Origin of the sequence: uncultured Tenacibaculum sp. (genome assembly GCF_947495995.1) — a bacterium.
Taxonomy (GTDB): Bacteria; Bacteroidota; Bacteroidia; order Flavobacteriales; family Flavobacteriaceae; genus Polaribacter.
Window position 1 is genome coordinate 323653 of sequence record NZ_CANMAX010000004.1, and the last position, 20691, is coordinate 344343.

The 20691-nt window shown below is 32.0% G+C and carries 15 protein-coding genes; 9 read left to right on the plus strand and 6 right to left on the minus strand.

Annotated features, from left to right (window positions below):
- Window positions 1–4: 4 nt before the first annotated feature.
- From Q1A15_RS13775 to galK, 6 genes are all read right to left on the minus strand, one after another.
- Window positions 5–1753, minus strand: a complete 1749-nt coding sequence (locus Q1A15_RS13775) for a RagB/SusD family nutrient uptake outer membrane protein (protein ID WP_299624930.1) — start codon at window positions 1751–1753, stop codon at window positions 5–7.
- Between the two features lie 12 nt (window positions 1754–1765).
- Entirely contained in the window at window positions 1766–4855 is a 3090-nt protein-coding gene (locus Q1A15_RS13780) for a TonB-dependent receptor (protein ID WP_299624933.1), read from the minus strand.
- Between the two features lie 439 nt (window positions 4856–5294).
- On the minus strand, window positions 5295–6305 hold the full coding sequence (locus tag Q1A15_RS13785) for an aldose epimerase family protein (RefSeq protein WP_299624936.1): 1011 nt from the start codon (window positions 6303–6305) through the stop codon (window positions 5295–5297).
- A gap of 1 nt (window position 6306) precedes the next feature.
- The gene (locus Q1A15_RS13790) at window positions 6307–7320 is read right to left on the minus strand and encodes a LacI family DNA-binding transcriptional regulator (RefSeq protein ID WP_299624939.1); all 1014 of its coding nucleotides are present in this window, start codon (window positions 7318–7320) and stop codon (window positions 6307–6309) included.
- A 6-nt stretch (window positions 7321–7326) separates the two neighbouring features.
- Window positions 7327–8355, minus strand: coding sequence for a UDP-glucose--hexose-1-phosphate uridylyltransferase (locus tag Q1A15_RS13795; protein WP_299624942.1), 1029 nt, complete (start codon window positions 8353–8355; stop codon window positions 7327–7329).
- Window positions 8352–9476, minus strand: coding sequence for a galactokinase (galK, locus tag Q1A15_RS13800; protein ID WP_299624945.1), 1125 nt, complete (start codon window positions 9474–9476; stop codon window positions 8352–8354). Before galK ends, Q1A15_RS13795 begins: the two co-directional genes overlap by 4 nt.
- Before the next feature lie 209 nt (window positions 9477–9685).
- On the opposite strand from galK, the gene Q1A15_RS13805 reads away from it, so the two are divergent.
- The 9 genes from Q1A15_RS13805 to Q1A15_RS13845 all read left to right on the plus strand — a co-directional run bounded on the left by Q1A15_RS13805 (window position 9686) and on the right by Q1A15_RS13845 (window position 20688).
- Window positions 9686–11299: a hypothetical protein gene (locus Q1A15_RS13805; protein WP_299624948.1), complete on the plus strand. Its 1614-nt coding sequence runs from the start codon at window positions 9686–9688 to the stop codon at window positions 11297–11299.
- 492 nt (window positions 11300–11791) lie between these two features.
- A complete protein-coding gene (locus Q1A15_RS13810; protein WP_299624951.1) occupies window positions 11792–12811 on the plus strand; it encodes an alcohol dehydrogenase catalytic domain-containing protein in 1020 nt (339 codons plus the stop codon).
- Between the two features lie 17 nt (window positions 12812–12828).
- A complete protein-coding gene (locus Q1A15_RS13815; RefSeq protein ID WP_299625038.1) occupies window positions 12829–13593 on the plus strand; it encodes an SDR family NAD(P)-dependent oxidoreductase in 765 nt (254 codons plus the stop codon).
- A 24-nt stretch (window positions 13594–13617) separates the two neighbouring features.
- Window positions 13618–15072 (plus strand): aldehyde dehydrogenase, encoded by a 1455-nt coding sequence (gene aldA / locus Q1A15_RS13820; protein ID WP_299624954.1) that lies wholly within the window; start codon window positions 13618–13620, stop codon window positions 15070–15072.
- Window positions 15073–15077: 5 nt separating this feature from the next.
- Window positions 15078–16169, plus strand: a complete 1092-nt coding sequence (locus tag Q1A15_RS13825; protein ID WP_299624957.1) for a mandelate racemase/muconate lactonizing enzyme family protein — start codon at window positions 15078–15080, stop codon at window positions 16167–16169.
- A 6-nt stretch (window positions 16170–16175) separates the two neighbouring features.
- Entirely contained in the window at window positions 16176–17294 is a 1119-nt protein-coding gene (locus tag Q1A15_RS13830) for a family 43 glycosylhydrolase (RefSeq protein WP_299624959.1), read from the plus strand.
- Window positions 17295–18341 carry a sugar kinase gene (locus Q1A15_RS13835; protein WP_299624962.1) on the plus strand — a complete coding sequence of 349 codons (1047 nt, stop codon included), beginning with the start codon at window positions 17295–17297 and terminating at the stop codon, window positions 18339–18341.
- Between the two features lie 91 nt (window positions 18342–18432).
- Window positions 18433–19110 (plus strand): bifunctional 4-hydroxy-2-oxoglutarate aldolase/2-dehydro-3-deoxy-phosphogluconate aldolase, encoded by a 678-nt coding sequence (locus tag Q1A15_RS13840; RefSeq protein ID WP_299624965.1) that lies wholly within the window; start codon window positions 18433–18435, stop codon window positions 19108–19110.
- 15 nt (window positions 19111–19125) lie between these two features.
- Complete coding sequence (locus Q1A15_RS13845) at window positions 19126–20688, plus strand: sugar porter family MFS transporter (protein ID WP_299624968.1); 1563 nt, start codon at window positions 19126–19128, stop codon at window positions 20686–20688.
- The last annotated feature ends 3 nt before the right edge of the window (window positions 20689–20691 follow it).

A 20691-nucleotide genomic window follows, 5' to 3' on the forward strand; every position in this document is an offset into this window, starting at 1 on the left:
TATTTTAATTCGTTATAAGATTACCGTTCGCTTGAACTTCTCCTGTAGGAATAGGTAAATAATCGTGTTGATTAGAACTGTAAGAACTATTGGCAACCATAAAATCTGGTCTAATTCTTTCATCAATAAATAAAGGTGCTACACCACCATTACTAATTTGTAATACTGTTTCTTTATTTGTTTCTCTCCATGCTTCATCCGCAGCTAGTTCACTAAAAACTTCAGCAACAATTCCCCAGCGTACTAAATCATTCCAACGATGCCCTTCAAAACATAATTCAGAAGGTCTTTCAACTCTACGTATATGCGTCATTACAGTTTCTACAGTAGGAGTAACCATTGGTAGTGTTCCATGTACTTGTTTACTTATGTGTAATTGCGGAAAAGTTCCACCGTTGTTTGTTAAATATTGATTTAAAGTAATTACTCCAGCTCTAGATCTAATCATATCTATATATTGCATAGCAGTATTTACATCACCGTTTAATTCTAAGATCGCTTCGGCATACATTAAGTACACATCAGCAAGTCTAATATGTCTGAAGTTTATTCCTGATCTACCACTAAACTCAATAGCATCTTCTTTATCTTTATGATACCAGTTTGAGTGTTTTTTGATGTAAGCACTTTGACCGAATCCCCAGCCTGGTTTATCTCCAAAAGGAACATTGTAGTAATTTCCTTCACCATTTCTAGGTGCAATAGTTGCAGTTAATCGTTGAGAATGAACATTTCCTGAAGCGTTTTTAGGACTTGTAGGATCGATTTCATCATTAATCAACATTTCGTGTAAGTAGTAAGAAGCTAATAATGTATTAAAAGCATTAAAACTTAATTGTCCTGTTGCACTAGCTAACGTAGAAGCTTCTGCACCAACACCACCAGGAAAATCATCAACGGCACCACCACCAATACCAGGAGCTAATTCGTCGTTGTATACAACTTCGAAAATAGATTCTGAATTGAATTCAGTATCATGTCTAAAATTATCAAGAATTTCTGGAGTTAAACTGTAGATTCCAGAATCGATAACCTGTCTGAAGTTTTGAGCAGCCATAGCCCAGTCTTCTTCATATAAATACACTTTACCTAATAAAGATGTAGCAGCTCCCCAAGTAACACGACCTAAATTTTCATCAGACCAAGATTGAGGTAAATTTGCTTTTGCGAACTCTAAATCTGGTTTAATAACAGTTTCTGTGATTTCTTGCATAGAAGATAAGTCTTTATTAAACTCACCAGTAGCAGGAACAGTGGTGTGAATGATTCCTTGTCCGTAGGTATGTGCAATTTGAAAATAAAAGAACGCTCTTAAGAAACGAGCTTGAGCTTCAATTTCTACTTTACTATTATCAGCAAACATTACCGCAGAATCAGCAGATTGTAATTCATTAATTACTTGATTTGCTCTAAATACACCTATGTATAATTCATTCCATTTATCAGTAACGTAGAAAGTTCCATCATTAAAAGTTAAATTTCTAAATTGTAATGGTCTGTACCAAGGTTCAGTACCAGCAATATCACCTCTAACCATTTGATGTTGTAAAAGTCCACCACTTACAGATTGAAACTGTAAAGCACCATAAACAGTAGTTAAAGCAGCATTAAATTGTTCTTGAGTTTGCCAGAAAGTATCGCTTGTAATAGCATTTGGATTTACTTCTTTTAAGAAGTCATCTTCATCACAACTTACAAAAGTAATCGCTAGTATAAGTAGTGATAATAAACTTGTTTTTTTAAATTTTTTCATGATAAATATTTTTTAAAAACTTAACTGAACACCTAAAGAAAATTGACGAGAAACTGGGTAATCTCCACGATCAACACCTCTAGTAAAAATACCATCACCACCAACTTCAGGATCGAAACCTGTATATCTGGTAAATGTAAAAGGGTTAACAGATGATAAATAGATTCTTGCTTTATCAATTCCTGAAGTTTCTAAACCAGGTATGGTGTAACCAAGTGTTATATTTCTAATTCTCCAATACGTTCCATCTTCTAAAAAGAAATCAGATCTAGCTCTAACATTATTATGAAAAGCACTAATTCTATCTGTAGGAATATCTGAATTTGGATTTTGAGGAGACCACATGTTAAATAAATCACGATGTCTTCCTTGTCCGTATGCGTGTAATTTTGCTCCGTTGTAAATTTCTGCACCTTGAGAATAGAAGTTTTGAACGTATAAATCAAAATTTTTGTATTCAAAATTAAAGTCTAAACCAACTTCAAAATCAGTCTGACCAGAACCTTTATAAACACGATCGTTATCATCAATAACATTGTCTCCGTTTTGATCTACAAACATTAAATCTCCTAATCTAGCGCTACTATCAATTGGTAAATAAGCATCTAATTGTTCTTGAGTTTTTATAACACCAGCATTTTCAACTAAGAAAAAAGCTCCAGCTTCTCTTCCAACAGCTAAGAAAGTAGTAAAATCAATATTTGGACCTTGAGATGTAATTGGTCTACCATTGGCAAAACCTCTTTGAATACCGTTTAAGTTTGTAACAGTATTTCTATTTCGTGTAAATGTAGATGAGATATTATATTTTAATCCGAATTTAGTTTCATCTCGATAAGACAAAGCAAACTCGAAACCTTCATTGGTCATATCACCAGCATTAATAACTAATACATCAAAAATACCAGCTCCACCACCAGGTTGTGCTGTTCCTGAAGAAGGCGGAAGTCGTTGCTCTAATAGCATGTCTTCTCTTCCGTTTTCATAATAATCTGCAGTAAAAGAAAGTTTGTTATCGAAGAAAGTAGCATCTATACCAATGTTTTTTGAAATTGTAGTTTCCCAACGAATATTTTCATCAACAAAACGTCTTTGTGAAAATCCAAAGTTTAAACTTTCATTTGGTCCAAAAGGATAATTAACACCAGATTCTATCACAGGAGTAAAAGCATAATTTGGAATATTTTGATTTCCAACTTCAGCCCAACTACCTCTAAGTTTTAAGCTATTAATAAAATCAACTTTAAAGAAATCCTCTTCATGAATGTTCCATCCAGCAGAGAAACCAAAGAAGTTTCCAAATCTATTTTTAGGTGCAAACCTAGAAGAACCATCTCTTCTATAACTTGCAGAAAATAAATAACGGTCATCGTAATTATACTGAACTCTTAATAATTTACCCGCCAAGGTGTTTCTTTGAATTACCTCTCTTGGTCGTGTTGCTTCAGCACCAGCACTTAAAACTTGAATATCGTTACTTGCATTTTCATCGAAAATTACTCCTGTAGCAATATCTTGACTTTCTTGTTCTTCGTAAGAAATAACACCTGTGAAATTTAAATTATGATTACCAAAGTTGGTTTTATAATTTAAAATTCCTTCAATAGTTTCTCTTTTATTGAAAATTGAAAATCGATCTAAAAGAGCATTTTCTCTTGATGCAGTAGGATTTAACTCACCGCTAAAGTCAAACACTCGATATTGAGGACGGAACCATTTTCTTCTAAAATCCCAAGTATTTCTACCTAAGTTTAGTTTTAAATCTAATCCTTTTACTATTTCATAGCTAAAGTTAGCCGCAAGATTTGTTGCGTTTACTTCTCTCTCATCTATATTGGTAAGATTTCGAGATAAATTACTAAATAAAATTGCGTTTCTTACAGGAATAGATACTGTATTTTGTCCGACACTAGTAACTTGACTAAGACTTGGTTGCCAGGGGTTTTGTGCAACAGCAAATTCGTATAAAGCAAAAGGTTCTTCTTCTGTATCTTCTTGTGTTATACCTACAGATGCGAAAGCTCTAAACTTTCCTTTCTTATAATCTGCAGTTAATCTATTAGCAATTCTTCTAAAGCTAGATTTTATAATAACACCCTCTTGATCAAAATAAGAGCTGTTTAAATTAATTTTAAGATTATCTGTACCACCATTTAAGTTTAAACTAGCACTTTGAATTACAGCATTATTATTTTGAATGTCACCTACAAAATCAGAATTAAAATCTAACGCATTAGGATTAAAAAAGAAAACAAGAGGTTCTTGTCCAATTGCATCTAATCTAGTGTCTTCTGCAAATAATTGTTGCGTAGTATTCATTAAAGGAGTTCCAGAAGTAATGTTTTGAATTCCTGTGTAAGCATTTACATCAATCTTCATTCTTCCATTTTTTCCCTTTTTTGTTGTAATTAAAATTACTCCGTTAGAAGCTCTAACTCCATATACAGAAGCAGATGCACCGTCTTTTAAAATATCAATAGATTCAATTTGTTCAGGCGCAATATTTGGGTTGTCTGTGAAAGGAACACCATCAACAACATAAAGTGGTCCTAGTGCATTTGGGTTTACTGAACCTAAACCTCTAATTTGAATGTTTGCAGCCTGTCCGGGTCTACCATTAGCAGCCTGAATATTAACTCCTGCAACTTTACCTTGTAATGCACTTCCTAAATCTGGAACAGCAAGTTTCGTAATACTTTCTGCTTTTACATTAGCAACTGCACCAGTAATCTCTTTTTTACGTTGTGTACCATATCCAACAACAACTACCTCATTTAAAATATTAGCTTGAGGCTTTAAGATTATTTTTAAGTTATTGTTTGAAGTATTAATTACAACTTCTTTACTCTTATAACCAATAAAGCTGAAGATTATCGTACTTTTTGGAGTTACTTTTATTTCATAAAAACCATCAAAATCTGTTTCTACACCTGTACTTGTACCTTTAATTATTACATTAGCTCCTGGTAAGGGATTATTTTCTTCATCCACAACCTGACCTTTTACATTAATTTTTTGAGCTCCTACGTAGCCAAAAATTAGTAAAAAGAACATCGTTACTAAAGGATTTTTGAAATGAGAATATCGCAAATATCCGTCCATGTTTTTGTTTTTTTATTGATTATCGATTTCAAATATTGTTAAATTATAAATTGATCTCTCAAATTACCACTTGATAAAAACTTGACAATAACGTTTTAGTTGTATAAATACTATGTTTTTGTCGGCAAATGTCAATAAAATAGCAGTATTAGCGCATAATGTAGAGTTTTTATTTTTTTAACAATAAATTTTATTATAAGGAATTTTTGATGCCTTTTTTTGCTATTTGTTAGTTTTAAAATAACACTTTAGATAGATAATTTTCACACGAAATACAATCTGAATCTTTTTTAATATCAAATTGAAAAAAAATCTAATATTAAATGTGAATGATTTTAACCATAATTAAACCTAAAATAAAAAATAACCGTCTCAAATTTTGAAGAAAAAATGAAACGGAAAATTGTTTTATGAAAGTTTAAAAACGAAGAGAAATCAATCACAATAAAGAAAAAGTTAACACAGTTTCGTTTTTGTATTCTTTTCCTGGTTCTAAAAGTGTAGATGGAAAATTGATATTATTTGGTGTATCAGGATATTTTTGAGTTTCAAAACAAATACCCGGATAGTCTGAAAAGCTAGATCCGTTTTTAAGATTTAAATGACCGAAATTCAAAGGAGTGTATATTACAACTGCTGGTTGGTTTGTAGAAACTTCCATTTTTATTCCTGATGCATCAGAGCTTAATATGATTTTGTTTTCATTCTGATTGAAAATGAAAGTATCATCCAATCCTTCAAAATTGTTTTCTCCAATTGTTTTTAGTTTTCTATAATCGTACTCAGTTGAGTTAACTTTTAGTAGATTTCCTGAAGGGATTAAATTTTTATCAACTTCTAAATACTGATCGCAGTTTAATCGTAATTTATGTTCTAATATTGAACCTTTTTCATTCAAATTATAATAGTTATGATTCGTAAGATTTACATGAGTTTTTCTATCACTTACCGCAGTGTATATAATATGAACTGTATTTTTATTGGTTAAAGAAAAAGTAGCAGTAACGGTTAAATTTCCTGGATAACCTTCTTCTAAATGTTTGCTTTCATAACTTAATCTAAGTTCAGAGTGATCATCATTTTCTAGAACTTCTTTTACAGCCCACATTTTTCTGTCAAAACCATTTTTTCCACCATGCAAATGAACGTTGTAGTTATCGTGATGTAATTCATAAACTTCATCATCAATTCTGAAAGATTTATTCGAAATGCGTCCAGCATATCTACCAACAGTACTTCCTAAATATATTCTTTCTTTTAAATAAGTTTCATCATAATATTCATCTTCAGAATGTAAACTCAGTATTGTTTCAGTAAGCTGATTATTTTTATTAGGAACCTTTAAACTAATTATAGTTGCTCCGAATGGATTAACAACTAACTCCATTCCATTTTTATTGGTAAGTTTAATCGAAGATTGGATAATTGTCGCTGTTTTTTGAATGTTCATTTTATAAGGATGATTGCCTTTTAATTAAATTGGTTTTTAGAATTTCATGAGAAAAATCAACTGACTTATCACTCGTGTTTTCTATCCTATTGATTAAAGTATTTAATGCTAGTTTTCCTATTTTCTCTTCGTTTTGATCTATAATAGATAATGAAGGAATAGTATACTGAGGAACAAGTCCATCAGTAAAACCAACTACTGAAATATCTTTAGGAATTCGAAATCCGTTTTCTTGTATCACTTTTAATGTACAAATAGCTGATAATTGATCAGAAGTAATAATTGCATCAATACTGTGTTTTTTTAAGTGAGATTTTAAAATAGAATTGAATTTTTTATACTTAGGAATTTCAATGACTAAATTTTCCTCGATTTTAAGATCTTCGTTAGCTTTTACATATCCTTCTTTTCTCAATTTTCCTACACTAGTTTGATAAATTGTAGACAAAAAAGCAATGTTTTTACAACCTTGTTGATGTAAGTACTTCGTAGTTTCATAAGTAGCCTCAAAATCATCAATAGTAATTTTGTCACAACCAATTTCATAACAAACTCTATCGAACATTACTACCGGTAGTTTTCTCTGTTTGAAGTTTTGTAAGTGAGAAAATTCCTGCAAATCTTCTGTTTCTTGGGCTAAAGAAATAATTACACCATCAACACTACCATTTAGTAAAATAGAAACACCTTCAATCTCTTTCTCAATAGTATCGTTTGATAAAATGATTAGAATTTTATAATTCCTTTTAGTAGCTTCATCTTCAATTGCTCTAATCACTTTTGCGAAAAAATCACTTTCAATATTAGGTAAAATAACACCTATACGTTTTGTAGCGTTAGATTTTAAACTTCTAGCAATATCATTAGGAATATAGTTTAAAGATTTTGCTACACTAATTACATTATCTTTAGTTTGTTGACTTATTTCATGACTATCATTTAAAGCTTTAGATACAGTTGAGGCAGAAACATTTAAAATTTTAGCAATGTCTTTAAGCGTAACTTGATTACTCATCTGTTTTTATAAACTATAATGTTTATTACTCAATTCTTTTAATGTATTTGCGGCTTGTTCTGCAGAAATATCTCTTTGCGGATTAGCAAACATCTCATAACCAACCATAAACTTTTTAACTTCAGCAGATCTTAATAACGGCGGATAAAAAGACATGTGGAAATGCCATTCAGGATGCGCTTTATCTGTCGGGCTCTGATGAATTCCAGATGAATAAGGAAAAGAAGTTTCAAATAAATTATCGTATCGAATGGTTACTTCTTTAATTATTTTAGCGAATGAAATTTCTTCTTCTGAATTGAGTTCTTTAATACTACTGTAATGTTGTATTGGAGCGATCATAACTTCATATGGCCACACTGCCCAAAACGGAACTAATGCAACAAAATGTTCGTTTTTTGCAATAATTCGTTCATCTAATTTTAACTCTTTTTGAATATAACTTTCAAGTAAACTCTTTCCTGTTTTGTTATAATATTTTAACTGTTGTTCTTGTTTTTTAAGAACGATTTCAGGAATTGAATTTTGTGCCCAAATTTGTCCATGAGAATGCGGATTACTACATCCCATTATAGCACCTTTGTTTTCAAATATTTGAACATGGTTGATTTTTTTCAGACTACCTAATTCAGTATATTCTTCTTTCCATAATTGTACAACTTTGGTAATATCTTCAACTTTCATCAAAGGAAGTGTCAAAGAATGATTAGGAGAGAAACAAACAACTTTACAAATCCCAGATTCTGTTTTAGCTTTTAACATATCATCTTCAAAAACTTCTTCTGCAACATCTTGTTGTAATGCTGCAAAATCGTTCGTAAAAACAAATGTAGAATCGTAGTTCGGGTTTATCTCTCCATTAGCTCTAGTATTACCAGGACATAAATAACAGTCTGGATCGTAATCGATTTTAGGTAATGCTGCTGGAGTGTCTTTTTTTCCTTGCCATGGTCTTTTAGTTCTGTGTGGAGAAACCAAAACCCATTCGTCAGTTAAAATATTGTATCTTCTGTGTGATTGTTCGTATATTTTCATGATTGTTTTTTTACACCATCACCAATGTGAATAGCAATTGGAGTTAAGTCAATAGAAAATTGATTTCTATATGCGTTTGAAATTTCTTCAATAAGATCCTCAACAAAATCTTTATGAATAAGGTTTATTGTACATCCACCGAAACCACCGCCCATCATTCTAGCACCTAAAATTTGATCAAACTTTTTAGTATATTCCACCAAGAAATCTAATTCTTCACAGCTTACTTCATACAAAGTGCTTAAACCTTCGTGAGACTTGTATAAAAGTTCTCCTAAAGTATTAAGATCTTTTCTACTAATAGCTTCTACGGCTTTAAGTGTTCGTTGGTTTTCTTTAGAAATGTAAAACGCTCTGTTGTATATTTTTTCTGGAAGTAAGTTTTTAAACTCTTTAACTACTTCTGGTTTAACATCACACAAATAATCAAGATCGTCATACTTTGCACCAATAGTTTTCATGGCAATTTCACATTCGCTTCTTCTAACATTATATTCACTAGTGGCTAAATTGTGAGATACGTTGGTGTTTAGTAAAACTAATTTATAATCACCGAAGTCTACTTTTATAGTTTCGTGTTCACTTGTTTTGCAATTCAGTAATAATAAATGATCTTTTTTACCTTTTACAACAGTAAACTGATCCATAATACCACATTTAGTACCAACCATTGTGTGCTCGGCATCTTTAGATAAATTAATGATTTCTGCATCAGTTAAACCGATATTAAAAAGTTCATTTAGACCTTTAGCAATACCACATTCTAAAGCGGCAGAAGAACTAACACCAGAACCTAAAGGTAAGTTGCTGTCGATATAACAATTGAAACCTTGAACAGATTTTGGTTTTAGAACATTTATATAATAAATAACACCGATAATATAGTTATGCCATTCTATATTACTGCGATTAAGGTTTGCTAAATCAATTGTAAATTGACTGTCGATATTTTTAGAATACACAGTAACATTATTACTGTTATTTTTTTTAAATTTAAGAGTGATTACTTTATCAATTGCCGCAGGCAATGCATGTCCACCATTATAATCTACATGTTCTCCAATTAAGTTAATTCTTCCTGGAGATTTTATCACGAGATCATAAGAATCATTTTTATTCATAATAAAAGAAAAGTTTTAAAACACAGAAATGTGTTAAGTAAATATATGTCAAGGAGGTTGTAGTAGTAAAAAAATAACTTGACAAAAACTTGACAAACACCTATTAATCCATTGTAAAATAATGAACAACGCCTTTTTGGTAGTTTTTTTGATCCAGTTTTATTATTAATATTGTTTAGCAAATTAACTTTTCAAAGAATACAATAGTCATGCATAAATCATTATCGTTACTACTATTTTTTATTATTTTCCTTTTTTCTACGAATCAAGTTCTAGGTCAAGATAACGATCCAGATAAAGTTTACGAAAAGGCAATTAAAATTCGTTTAGAACATCCAGATAGTGCGATTTACTTGTTCAGTAAAAGTTATAATAAGTACATACAGCAAAAAGATACCATAAAGGCAATTTATAGTATTTTGAATGAAAGTGAGGTTTACGAGAATAATGCAAAATATGCCAAATCATACGAGATTTTGTGGAAGGCAGTAATTATGCTTGATGAATCTAAAAATGAAAGTTTAAAATCAGTTTTATATCATAGATTAGGAAGAATTTTCTCATATCATAAAAGAGAAAAAGAATCTATAGAATATTTAAAGAAAGCGTTAAATATTCAAAAAGCAATTACAAAAAAGAATAACTTTTCTAAAGTAAACTTAGTTCCATATTATTATTCTTTAGTGGCTACGTATAGAGAATTGAATAATGATGCGTTAACAAAAGCTTATTTAGATAGTTGCTACATGTATTACAAAAAGAAAGAATCTTTGGTAGCTAAAGCTTTTATTGATTTTGAAAAAGCTTGTCAGTTTATAAAGTCAGATAGTAAAAAAGCAATTGAATTGTTGGATGAATTGTATCCTTGGTTTAAAAAGAATTCACCGACTTATTTAGTGTTGTTTAATAAGTATAAAGGAGACGCATATTTTGAAATTTCAAAATTTAAAGAGAGTGAAAAATGTTATTTAAATGCTTTAGAAACATCAAAAAAATATAATAGTCATGTTGATTTTACCGCATTAATATATGGTCAGTTAGCGAAGCTTTATGCTGAAAAAGGGAATTACAAATCAGCATTTGTTAATTTGAAAAAAGAGAAAGAGTTAGATCAAGAGGTGTTTGATATCCGTAGTGAAAGAAATCAAAACCATATAGAAATTAAAAACGAATATCTGATAGAGAAAGAAAAGCAAAACCAACTACTGCAAGAGCAATATTTAAAACAGCTTGAGCAAGAAGACAAGATTAAAAACCTACAAAGAATCGTGTTGTTAATCTCTATTATATTCATATTAGCAATAGGATTTTCATATGTCAAACGTTTAAGGTATAAGCATTTTTCTGAAAGGAAAATGTTAGAAATGAGTAAAGAGTTGGAGATTAAGAAAAAGAATGAAATGCTAGATCTAAAGAATAAAGAATTAGCAACATCAGCACTGCAAATTATAGAAAAAGATGAGCTATTAAAAATGCTGAAGAATAAAATTGAAACTGCAAAAACAGACAAGTCTAAAGTTAGTGAAATCAATAATGTTCTAAGAACAATATCTGTAAGTAATAATAAAAACTGGGAGGAATTCAAGTTAAGATTTGTTGATGTAAACAAAGAGTTCTACGATAAAGTTTTTGAGCGTTTTCCAAATCTAAGTCAGGGAGATCAAAAGATTTGTGCCTTAATAAAACTAAACTTTTCAAGTAAAGATATGGCTAAGCTTTTAGGTATATCTGTTGAGTCTGTCCATACGTCTAGACATAGAATTCGAAAAAAAATGAATTTAGACAGAAGTATAAATTTAGAAGATTTTATCAATTCAATTTAAGAGAAAAGCAACTAGAAATAGTTGCTTTTTTATTGTCGTTTTATGTAAAGGTAAAAGTGATAATCTTAATTTATGGGTTCTTAAATTAAGAATGTATTAAGTAATCGAGTCTTTTTTTGTCATTTCAATATTGAGTTTTAGAGTAAAAATCTTAATTAAAAATGAACAAAGTAGAATTACAGTATACTTTTTCATGTTTCTTAAACCTTACTTTTAAATCGAAATTTATATGACTGAAAATCTTCTAATGATTAGTAAATAAGCTATGAAGCTACATTTTTAGATAGCATTAAAAAATTGCTATATACTTCATAATTAGTACTTGTAAAGTTTTTGTCAAGTATCTAAATTAAACTCTTCGCACTGTTTTCTTCTATTTTTAACTCACTCAAATTATGTAATGAAAGCTGTCATGTTTTTTAGAAGCATTCAGAGTAGTAAATATTAATTACAAAGAGGTATTCACCTCAACAACAAATCAAATTTAATCAGATGAAAGCAACTCTTTACGAGGGAAATAAAAAACTGTCTTTAGTCAATAAAGAAATAGAAGCACCAAAAGAAGGAGAGGTAAGAATAAAAGTAGCATATGCAGGAGTTTGCGGAACAGATATGCATATTTATCATGGAATGATGGATGGTAGAGTAGCTATTCCTTTAACTATTGGTCATGAAATGTCAGGTACAGTTGATGCGGTAGGAAAAGACGTTACAGGTTATAAAATTGGAGATAAAGTTGTCGTTAGACCTTTAGATGATAGATTAGCTAAACCATCTGATAAAGGTTTCAATCATATTTGCGAAGAATTAAAATTCATTGGTATTGATAGTCCTGGTGCTATGCAACAATACTGGAACGTTCCAGCTTTTACACTTCACAAACTTCCAGATACAACAGATTTAAAATTAGCAGCATTGGTAGAACCACTTTCTGTGGCAACGCACGATGTTCGTATGAGTGAATTAAAACTGAACGAGTATGCTGTTGTTTTAGGTGGAGGTCCGATCGGAATGCTAATCGCTTTGGTAGCAAAAGAAATGGGAGCTAATGTTATTATTTCTGAAGTCAATGAAAGCAGAATAGCTAAAGCAAAAGAAATGGGATTGGAAGCTGTTAGTCCAATAGAAACAGATTTGGTTGCTTATGTAAAAGAAAAAACCGAAGGAAGATTAGCTGATGTAGTTTTTGAGGTTGCAGGTGTTCAACCCACACTAGATATCATGACTGAAATAGCTGGAATACGAGGGAGAATTGTTATGGTAGCGATTCATGGGCAACCTAAACCTGTAAATCTTTTCAAGTTTTTCTGGAAAGAATTAAAGTTGATAGGAGCAAGAGTTTATGAAAAAGAAGACTATGAAAAATCAATCCAATTAATCAATGATAATAAACTTCCATTTTCAGAAATGATAACGGGAGTGGAATCAATTAGTAAAATTCAAGAAGTTTTCGAAGGAATTGACAAAAACCCTAATGGGATGAAAACATTAATCGATTGTCAATCCGTATAAAAATATAATCGATGGGAATATTAAACAAATTTAGTTTAGAAGGTAAAACAGCATTAGTAACAGGTTGTAAAAGAGGAATAGGTAAAGCAATGGCTGTTGCATTAGCAGAAGCTGGTGCAGATATAATTGGAGTTTCTGCTTCATTAGAATTAGAAAATAGTAATGTAGAGAAAGAAGTTGTTGCAACTGGAAAATCTTTTAAAGCTTATCAATGCGATTTTGGAGATAGAAAAGCTTTATATGAGTTTATCAAACAAGTGAAAGAAGATTTTCCCAAAGTAGATATTCTTGTAAACAATGCAGGAACCATTTTACGAGCTCCTGCTGTAGAACATTCAGATGAATATTGGGATAAAGTAATTGAAATCAATCAATCTGCGCAATTCATTTTGACTCGAGAATTTGGTAAAGAAATGGTGAAAAGAGAAGAAGGTAAAATTATTTTTACAGCCTCTCTATTAACTTTTCAAGGTGGAATTACAGTACCGGGATATGCAGCAAGTAAAGGTGCAGTCGGACAATTAACTATGGCTTTTGCTAACGAATGGGCAGGAAAAGGAGTAAATGTAAATGCAATTGCTCCAGGTTATATTTCTACAGATAATACCGAAGCTTTAAGAAATAATCCAGAAAGAGCAACTTCAATTTTATCTAGAATTCCCGCTGGAAGATGGGGACAACCAGAAGATTTTGCAGGTCCAGTAGTGTTCTTAGCCTCTAAAGCATCAGACTACATGAGTGGCTCTGTAATGCTTGTAGATGGCGGATGGATGGGAAGATAAAATAAACTTTAAAACAACTAAATCATGTCAACAGTAAAAGAATATCAATTATTTATAAATGGCGAGTGGAAAAAATCGTCATCTGGAGAAACTATAAATGTTGTTTGTCCTGCAACAGAAGAAATTGTTGCAACAGTTCAAAATGGAACACCAGAAGAAGCTGTAGAAGCATTAAAAGTTGCTGAAAAAGCACAGAAAGAATGGAGGAAATTACCTGCTCGTACAAGAGGAGAGTACTTATATAAATTGGCAGATGAAATTGATGCAGAATCTGATGGCTTGGCTAAACTTTTAGTAAAAGAGCAAGGAAAATTATTAAAAGTCGCTAAGATGGAAGTTGCGGTCACAGCTTCGTTTATCAGATATGCAGCTGAGGGAGCAAGAAGAATTGAAGGAGATATTATTCCTTCTGATAATCCAAATGAACAAATTTGGATTCAAAAAATTCCAAGAGGTGTTGTAGTAGCTATCACTGCTTGGAATTTCCCTTTAGCTTTAGCAGGTAGAAAATTAGGTCCAGCTTTAGTAGCTGGAAATACTGTTGTTATTAAACCAACTTCAGAAACACCATTGGCTACATTAGAGTTAGGAGATTTAGCAAATAAAGTTGGAATTCCTGCTGGAGTTATCAATATTTTAACTGGACCAGGAAGAGCTATGGGAAATGCTCTTGTAGAAAATCCAATAACAAAAATGGTGACAATGACGGGTTCTACACCTGTTGGACAACAAATCGCCAGAAATGCTGCTCAAAATTTAACTCATGTACAGTTGGAGTTAGGAGGAAAAGCTCCCTTCATTGTATTTGAAGATGCAGATATAGATGCAGCTGCAGAATCGGCTTTGCATTCTAGATTTGATAATTGCGGACAAGTATGTACTTGTAATGAAAGGATGTATGTACACGAAGGAATTTATGATGAGTTTATGGAAAAGTTCATTGCTAAAGTGGAAGAACTTAAAGTTGGTGACCCTATGTTGGAAGAAACCGATATGGGACCAAAAGTAAATGCTTCAGAGTTAAAAAACATGGAACATTTAGTTGCGGTTAGTTTAGAAGAAGGAGCAACATTAGCAACAGGAGGAAAACGACCAGAAGGAACTCAATTTGAAAAAGGTTTTTGGTTTGAACCTACAGTATTGACTGACGTAACGCAAAAAATGACGATTGTTCATGAAGAATCTTTCGGTCCAATTTTACCAGTTTTAAAATTCAAAACATTTGAAGAAGTAATAGATTATGCTAACGATTGTGATTATGGTTTAGCAGCTATGGTATTTACAAACGATATCAGCACGATTATGAAATGTAATGAAGAACTTGAGTTTGGAGAAATCTATGTGAATCGTGGTCACGGAGAGCAACATCAAGGTTTTCATAACGGATATAAATTATCAGGTTCTGGTGGTGAAGATGGAAAGTATGGTTTCGAGCAATATTTAGAAAAGAAAACTTTCTACGTAAGACATAAAGCATAGTTTTTATGAGTACAGCAATAAAAAATATTGAAGTTAAACTTTTCGAAGTTCCTCTGCCAGAAGTACTTTCTGATGCTAAGCATGGAGATCATTATCATTTTGAGTTAGTCACAGTAACGATTACTCTAGAAGATGGTTCTGAAGGTACTGGTTATACTTATACTGGAGGAAAAGGAGGTTACGCAATTAAAGCAATGATAGAGCATGACTTTACAAACGCTTTAATTGGCAAAGATGGAACAGACATAGAAGCAATTTATGAGTTTTTAGAATGGCATATTCACTACGTTGGTAGAGGAGGTATAGCATCTTTTGCGATTTCTGCAGTAGATATTGCGTTATGGGATATTCGTTGTAAAAAAGCCAGTCAACCTTTATGGAAAATGTCTGGTGGAACTTCAAATACTTGTAAAGCATATTGTGGAGGTATCGATCTAATGTTTCCTATTGAAAAGTTGTTGAAAAACATGGATGATTATATATCTAGAGGTTTCAATGCAGTAAAAATTAAAATAGGAAAAGAAAATTTAGACGAGGATATAGAACGAATTAAAGCTGTTCGAAATCATATCGGACCAGATATCACTTTCATGGTAGATGCAAATTATTCTATGACCAAAGAAAAAGCTATTGAAGCGATAACACGTTTTAAAGAATTTGATATTACTTGGTTTGAAGAACCAATTATTCCAGATGATTACAAAGGATATGGTGAAATTGTAGACAAAACAGGTTTTCCTTTAGCAATGGGAGAAAACTTACATACAATCCACGAGTTTGAATATGCAATGGATCAAGCAAAGCTTTCTTTTATACAGCCTGATGCTTCTAATTGCGGAGGAATTACAGGTTGGTTAGCAGCTGCAAAATTGGCAAAGGAAAACAATATTCCTGTGTGTTCACACGGAATGCAAGAATTACATGTGAGTTTGGTTTCAGCTCAACCGAATGCTGGATGGTTAGAAGTACACAGTTTTCCGATTGATGAATATACGAAACGACCTTTAGTGGTAGAAAATTTTAAGGCTGTGGCTCCAAGCACTTCCGGGGTTGGAGTAGAGTTTGATTGGAAAAAGCTACAGCCATTTAAAAAGTAAAAGTACATGAGTAACAACATAACAGAAAAGCAGTTAGATTTTCTAGGAATAACAAATCAAGATAAGTTAAGTGCAGCCAGTAAAAGAGCATTAAAATGGCCTATTGATTTAGGAAATGAATGGTTTTTTGAATACGAAGTAGAAAATTTAAAAGGAGACTTAGCATACGAAGAAGGTGTTGTGAGAAGAGATCCTAGTGCGATGATAAAACACGATGAAAAGTATTTTGTATGGTATTCTAAGTCTGTTGGTCCAACAGATGGTTTTGCAGGAGACATAGAAAAGGAAAAAGTATTTCCATGGGACAGATGTGATCTTTGGTATGCTACTTCTTATGATGGAATCACATGGAAAGAAGAAGGTGTAGCAGTAAAAAGAGGAGAAAAAGGAAATTACGATGATAGATCTATTTTTACTCCAGAAGTTATGGAACACGATGGAAAATATTACTTAGTGTATCAAACCGTAAAATCTCCATACAATGTTAGAGTTAAAAATCAAGTAGGTTTAGCTTGGGCAGATTCTCCACACGGACCTTGGATAAAATCAGAAGAACCAATTTTAAGTCCAGCTGATAATGGAGTTTGGCAAGGAGATAAAGACAATCGTTTTATGGTAGAAAAGAAAGGAGATTTCGATAGTCATAAAGTTCACGATCCATGTATTATTCCTTATAACAATAAATTCTATTTGTACTACAAAGGAGAGCAAATGGGAGAAGCAATTACGTTTGGAGGAAGACAAATAAGACATGGTGTTGCAATTGCAGATAATCCTAAAGGTCCTTACATAAAGTCAGAATACAATCCAATTTCAAATAGTGGTCATGAGATTTGTGTTTGGAAATATAACGGAGGAATTGCTTCTTTAATAACGACTGATGGCCCAGAAAAAAATACGGTTCAGTGGGCTTCAGACGGAATTAATTTTGACATCAAAGCTGTAGTAAAAGGTGCGCCACATGCAATCGGATTGAATAGAACAGCAGATATAGAGAAAGAACCTTGTGAAATTCTTCGATGGGGATTAACTCATGAATACATGAATGACGATTATCAGTATATCAGAAGATTTACAACATGGAAAATGAAACATCATACCGCAAAAGGAGAAAGGGGAGAATAGATGAAGAAAGTTGTAACATTTGGTGAGATTTTATTACGATTATCACCTCCAGGATATTTAAGATTCTCTCAAGTTAACAGTTTAGATGTTCAATTTGGAGGAGGTGAAGCCAATACTGCTGTTTCATTAGCTAATTATGGAGTTAACGTAGATTTTATTACAAGAATTCCAGATAATGATATTGCACAATGTGCTTTAATGGAAATGCGAAAAAGAGGTGTTGGTACTAGTAATGTCATTTACGGAGGAGATAGATTAGGTATTTATTTTTTAGAAAACGGAGCTGTTAGTAGAGGAAGTAAAGTTGTTTATGACAGAGAGAATTCTGCAATGTCTCAAATTAAATCAGGAATGACCGATTGGGATTTTGTGCTAAAAGATGCAACGTGGTTTCATTGGTGTGGTATTACTCCGGCGATTTCTCAAAGTGCAGCTGAAGCTTGTTTAGAAGCAGTAAAAGCTGCTTCAGCAAAAGGATTAACTATTTCAACTGATTTTAATTACCGTGCAAAACTTTGGAAGTATTGTAATCATGAAACTCGACAGAAAATCATGACTGAACTAACTTCGTATAGTACTATTATTTTAGGTAGTGAATACGACGCAAAAATGTTCTTCAATATTCTTCCAGATGAGGTTTCAACAACATTAAATACATCAGAAAAGAAGAGAGAAGAATTCTTATCTATTTGTAAAAAAATACAAGAACAATTTCCAACTATAAAGAAGATTATAAAAACAGAACGTGGTTCTATATCAGCATCGCACAATACCTGGGGGGGAATTTTATTTGATGGTGCTAAATTATATGAATCTCCGAAGTATGAAATAACAGATATCGTTGATCGAGTTGGAGGAGGTGATTCTTTTATGGGCGCATTAATTTATGTCTTATTAGAAAATATGAATGACAACCAAAGAGCATTAAACTTTGCTACGGCAGCATCTTGTTTAAAACATACAATTAAGGGAGATGTGAATTTAATGACTGTAGAAGAAGTTGAAAAACTCATGGAAGGTGACGCTTCAGGTAGAGTTTCAAGATAAATAACAGAAAAAAATAGTAGTAATTATAAAAATACGGTAAGTCTGTGAGATGTTACTGAGGGTTCTTATATCAAAAATTTAAAGATTAAAAGTGGCAAAGTATTCAAGAATAGAAGTAATAAATACCATGATAAATACGGGTTTAGTGCCACTTTTTTATCATGAAGATATCAATTTAAGCAAGCAAATATTAAAAGCATGTTATGATGGTGGAGCACGATTATTAGAATTTACTAGTAGAGGTGATTTTTCGCATCAAGTATTTGAAGAATTAAATAAATACGCATTAAAAGATTTACCAGGAATGATATTAGGAGTTGGTTCTATTACAGATGCAGGTTCTGCTTCTTTATACATGCAATTAGGAGCAAACTTTATCGTAACTCCTGTTTTAAGAGAAGACATAGCAAAGGTTTGTAATAGAAGAAAAGTATTATGGTCTCCAGGTTGTGGAAGTTTAACTGAAATAGCAAACGCAGAAGAATTGGGTTGTGAAATTGTAAAACTATTCCCTGGAGGAATTTACGGTCCCAATTTCGTGAAAGCTATAAAAGGACCTCAACCTTGGACGATGATTATGCCTACTGGTGGTGTATCTACAGAAAGAGAAAATTTAGAAGCTTGGTTTAAAGCTGGTGTTACTTGTGTTGGTGTTGGATCGAAATTAATTTCTAAAGAAATTATTCAAAGTAAAGATTTTAACAAGCTAGAGAAAACAGTAAAATCAACAATCGATTTAATAAAAGAATTAAAAACAACCTATATCTAAAAACTTAAAAAGAATATGTCTAGTAAACAATTATATATAGTCCGTATTGCAGCAATTGTTGCATTAGGAGGTTTTCTCTTAGGATTTGACGCTTCAGTAATTTCTGGTGTAGTACGATTTATTGAACCAGAATTTAATTTATCAAAATTACAGTTAGGTTGGGCAGTGAGTTCAATTACACTTACAGCAGCTTTAGGTATGCTTATTGCTGGTCCGATGAGTGATAAATACGGAAGAAGAAAACTACTTAAATATGCGGCTTTGTTGTTTACAGTTTCAGCTGTGGGATCTGGATTAGCAGGTAATTTTTTCTGGTTAATCATTTTTCGATTAGTTGGTGGATTAGCTGTGGGAGCTTCTTTAATTATTGCTCCAATGTATATTGCTGAAATTGCCCCTGCTGAAAAACGAGGACAATTAGTTTCTATCAATCAGTTAAATATTGTTTTAGGAATATCAATCGCATTTTTTACAAATTATCTCATTCTAAAATGGGGAGAAACCGATACAGAATGGGTAAAAACTCTTGGTTTGAAAGAATGGAATTGGAGATGGATGTTAGGGATTGAAGCTGTTCCAGCAATCTTTTATTTTCTTGGATTATTTCTAGTGCCTCGAAGTCCGAGATGGTTAATTATTCAAGATAGAAAAGAAGAAGCATTAGCTGTTATAGAAAAAGTGATTTCAAAAGAAGAAGCACAAAATCAAGTAGCAGAAGTAACGCAAAGTATTTTAGAAGATAAAAACAAAGAGAAATCAAAAATCTCTGATCTCTTTAGTAAATCTATGCGTAAAGTAATTACGATAGGTTTAATTGTGGGGATTTTTCAACAAATCGTAGGAATCAATGCTGTGTTATTCTACGCCCCAATGATTTTTGAACAAACAGGAATTGGAACCGATGCTTCATTTGTGCAAGCTGTTTTAGTTGGTTTTACAAATTTGATCTTTACAGTTTTAGCAATTTTTACAATTGACAAATTAGGAAGAAAACCATTATTAATTATTGGAATGGCTGGTATTGCTATTTGTTTGTTTTTATTGAGTTATGGATTTAATTCAGCTACGTATTCACTAGATGCAGATGCAATTGAAAGTTTACCAGAAACGCTTCAGAAAGATAAACTACTTACTATTCAAGGTAAAGTATTTGAAAATGATCTTGAATTCAAAAAAGAAATTTCCTCACTGTTAGGTGAAAAGGAGTATAAGTTACACGAAGGAGCAATTGCAAGTGTAGGTACACACATGAATACAATTTTAATTCTTATTGGAATTATTGGCTTTGTAGGATCGTTTGCTATGTCAATTGGTCCAGTAATGTGGGTGTTGTTTTCAGAATTATTTCCTAATAAAATAAGAGGGTTAGCAATCTCATTTGTAGGATTAATAAATCTTGCTGTTTCATTTTTAGTGCAATTACTTTTTCCATGGCAATTATCTGCTTTCGGAAGTACTAAAACATTTTTAATCTACGGGCTTTTCGCGCTTATCGGATTTGCTTTTGTGTGGTTTAAAGTACCAGAAACAAAAGGAAAGTCATTAGAAGAGTTAGAAGAAATTCTAGTAAAGCAATAGTTC

Coding starts and splice junctions, on each gene's coding strand:
- Q1A15_RS13810 (WP_299624951.1), top strand. CDS start 11,792: ATGAAAGCAACTCTTTACGAGGGAAATAAAAAACTGTCTTTAGTCAAT.
- Q1A15_RS13795 (WP_299624942.1), bottom strand. CDS start 8,355: ATGAAAATATACGAACAATCACACAGAAGATACAATATTTTAACTGAC.
- Q1A15_RS13780 (WP_299624933.1), bottom strand. CDS start 4,855: ATGGACGGATATTTGCGATATTCTCATTTCAAAAATCCTTTAGTAACG.
- Q1A15_RS13785 (WP_299624936.1), bottom strand. CDS start 6,305: ATGAACATTCAAAAAACAGCGACAATTATCCAATCTTCGATTAAACTT.
- Q1A15_RS13825 (WP_299624957.1), top strand. CDS start 15,078: ATGAGTACAGCAATAAAAAATATTGAAGTTAAACTTTTCGAAGTTCCT.
- Q1A15_RS13805 (WP_299624948.1), top strand. CDS start 9,686: ATGCATAAATCATTATCGTTACTACTATTTTTTATTATTTTCCTTTTT.
- Q1A15_RS13790 (WP_299624939.1), bottom strand. CDS start 7,320: ATGAGTAATCAAGTTACGCTTAAAGACATTGCTAAAATTTTAAATGTT.
- aldA (WP_299624954.1), top strand. CDS start 13,618: ATGTCAACAGTAAAAGAATATCAATTATTTATAAATGGCGAGTGGAAA.
- Q1A15_RS13830 (WP_299624959.1), top strand. CDS start 16,176: ATGAGTAACAACATAACAGAAAAGCAGTTAGATTTTCTAGGAATAACA.
- Q1A15_RS13775 (WP_299624930.1), bottom strand. CDS start 1,753: ATGAAAAAATTTAAAAAAACAAGTTTATTATCACTACTTATACTAGCG.
- Q1A15_RS13835 (WP_299624962.1), top strand. CDS start 17,295: ATGAAGAAAGTTGTAACATTTGGTGAGATTTTATTACGATTATCACCT.
- Q1A15_RS13845 (WP_299624968.1), top strand. CDS start 19,126: ATGTCTAGTAAACAATTATATATAGTCCGTATTGCAGCAATTGTTGCA.
- galK (WP_299624945.1), bottom strand. CDS start 9,476: ATGAATAAAAATGATTCTTATGATCTCGTGATAAAATCTCCAGGAAGA.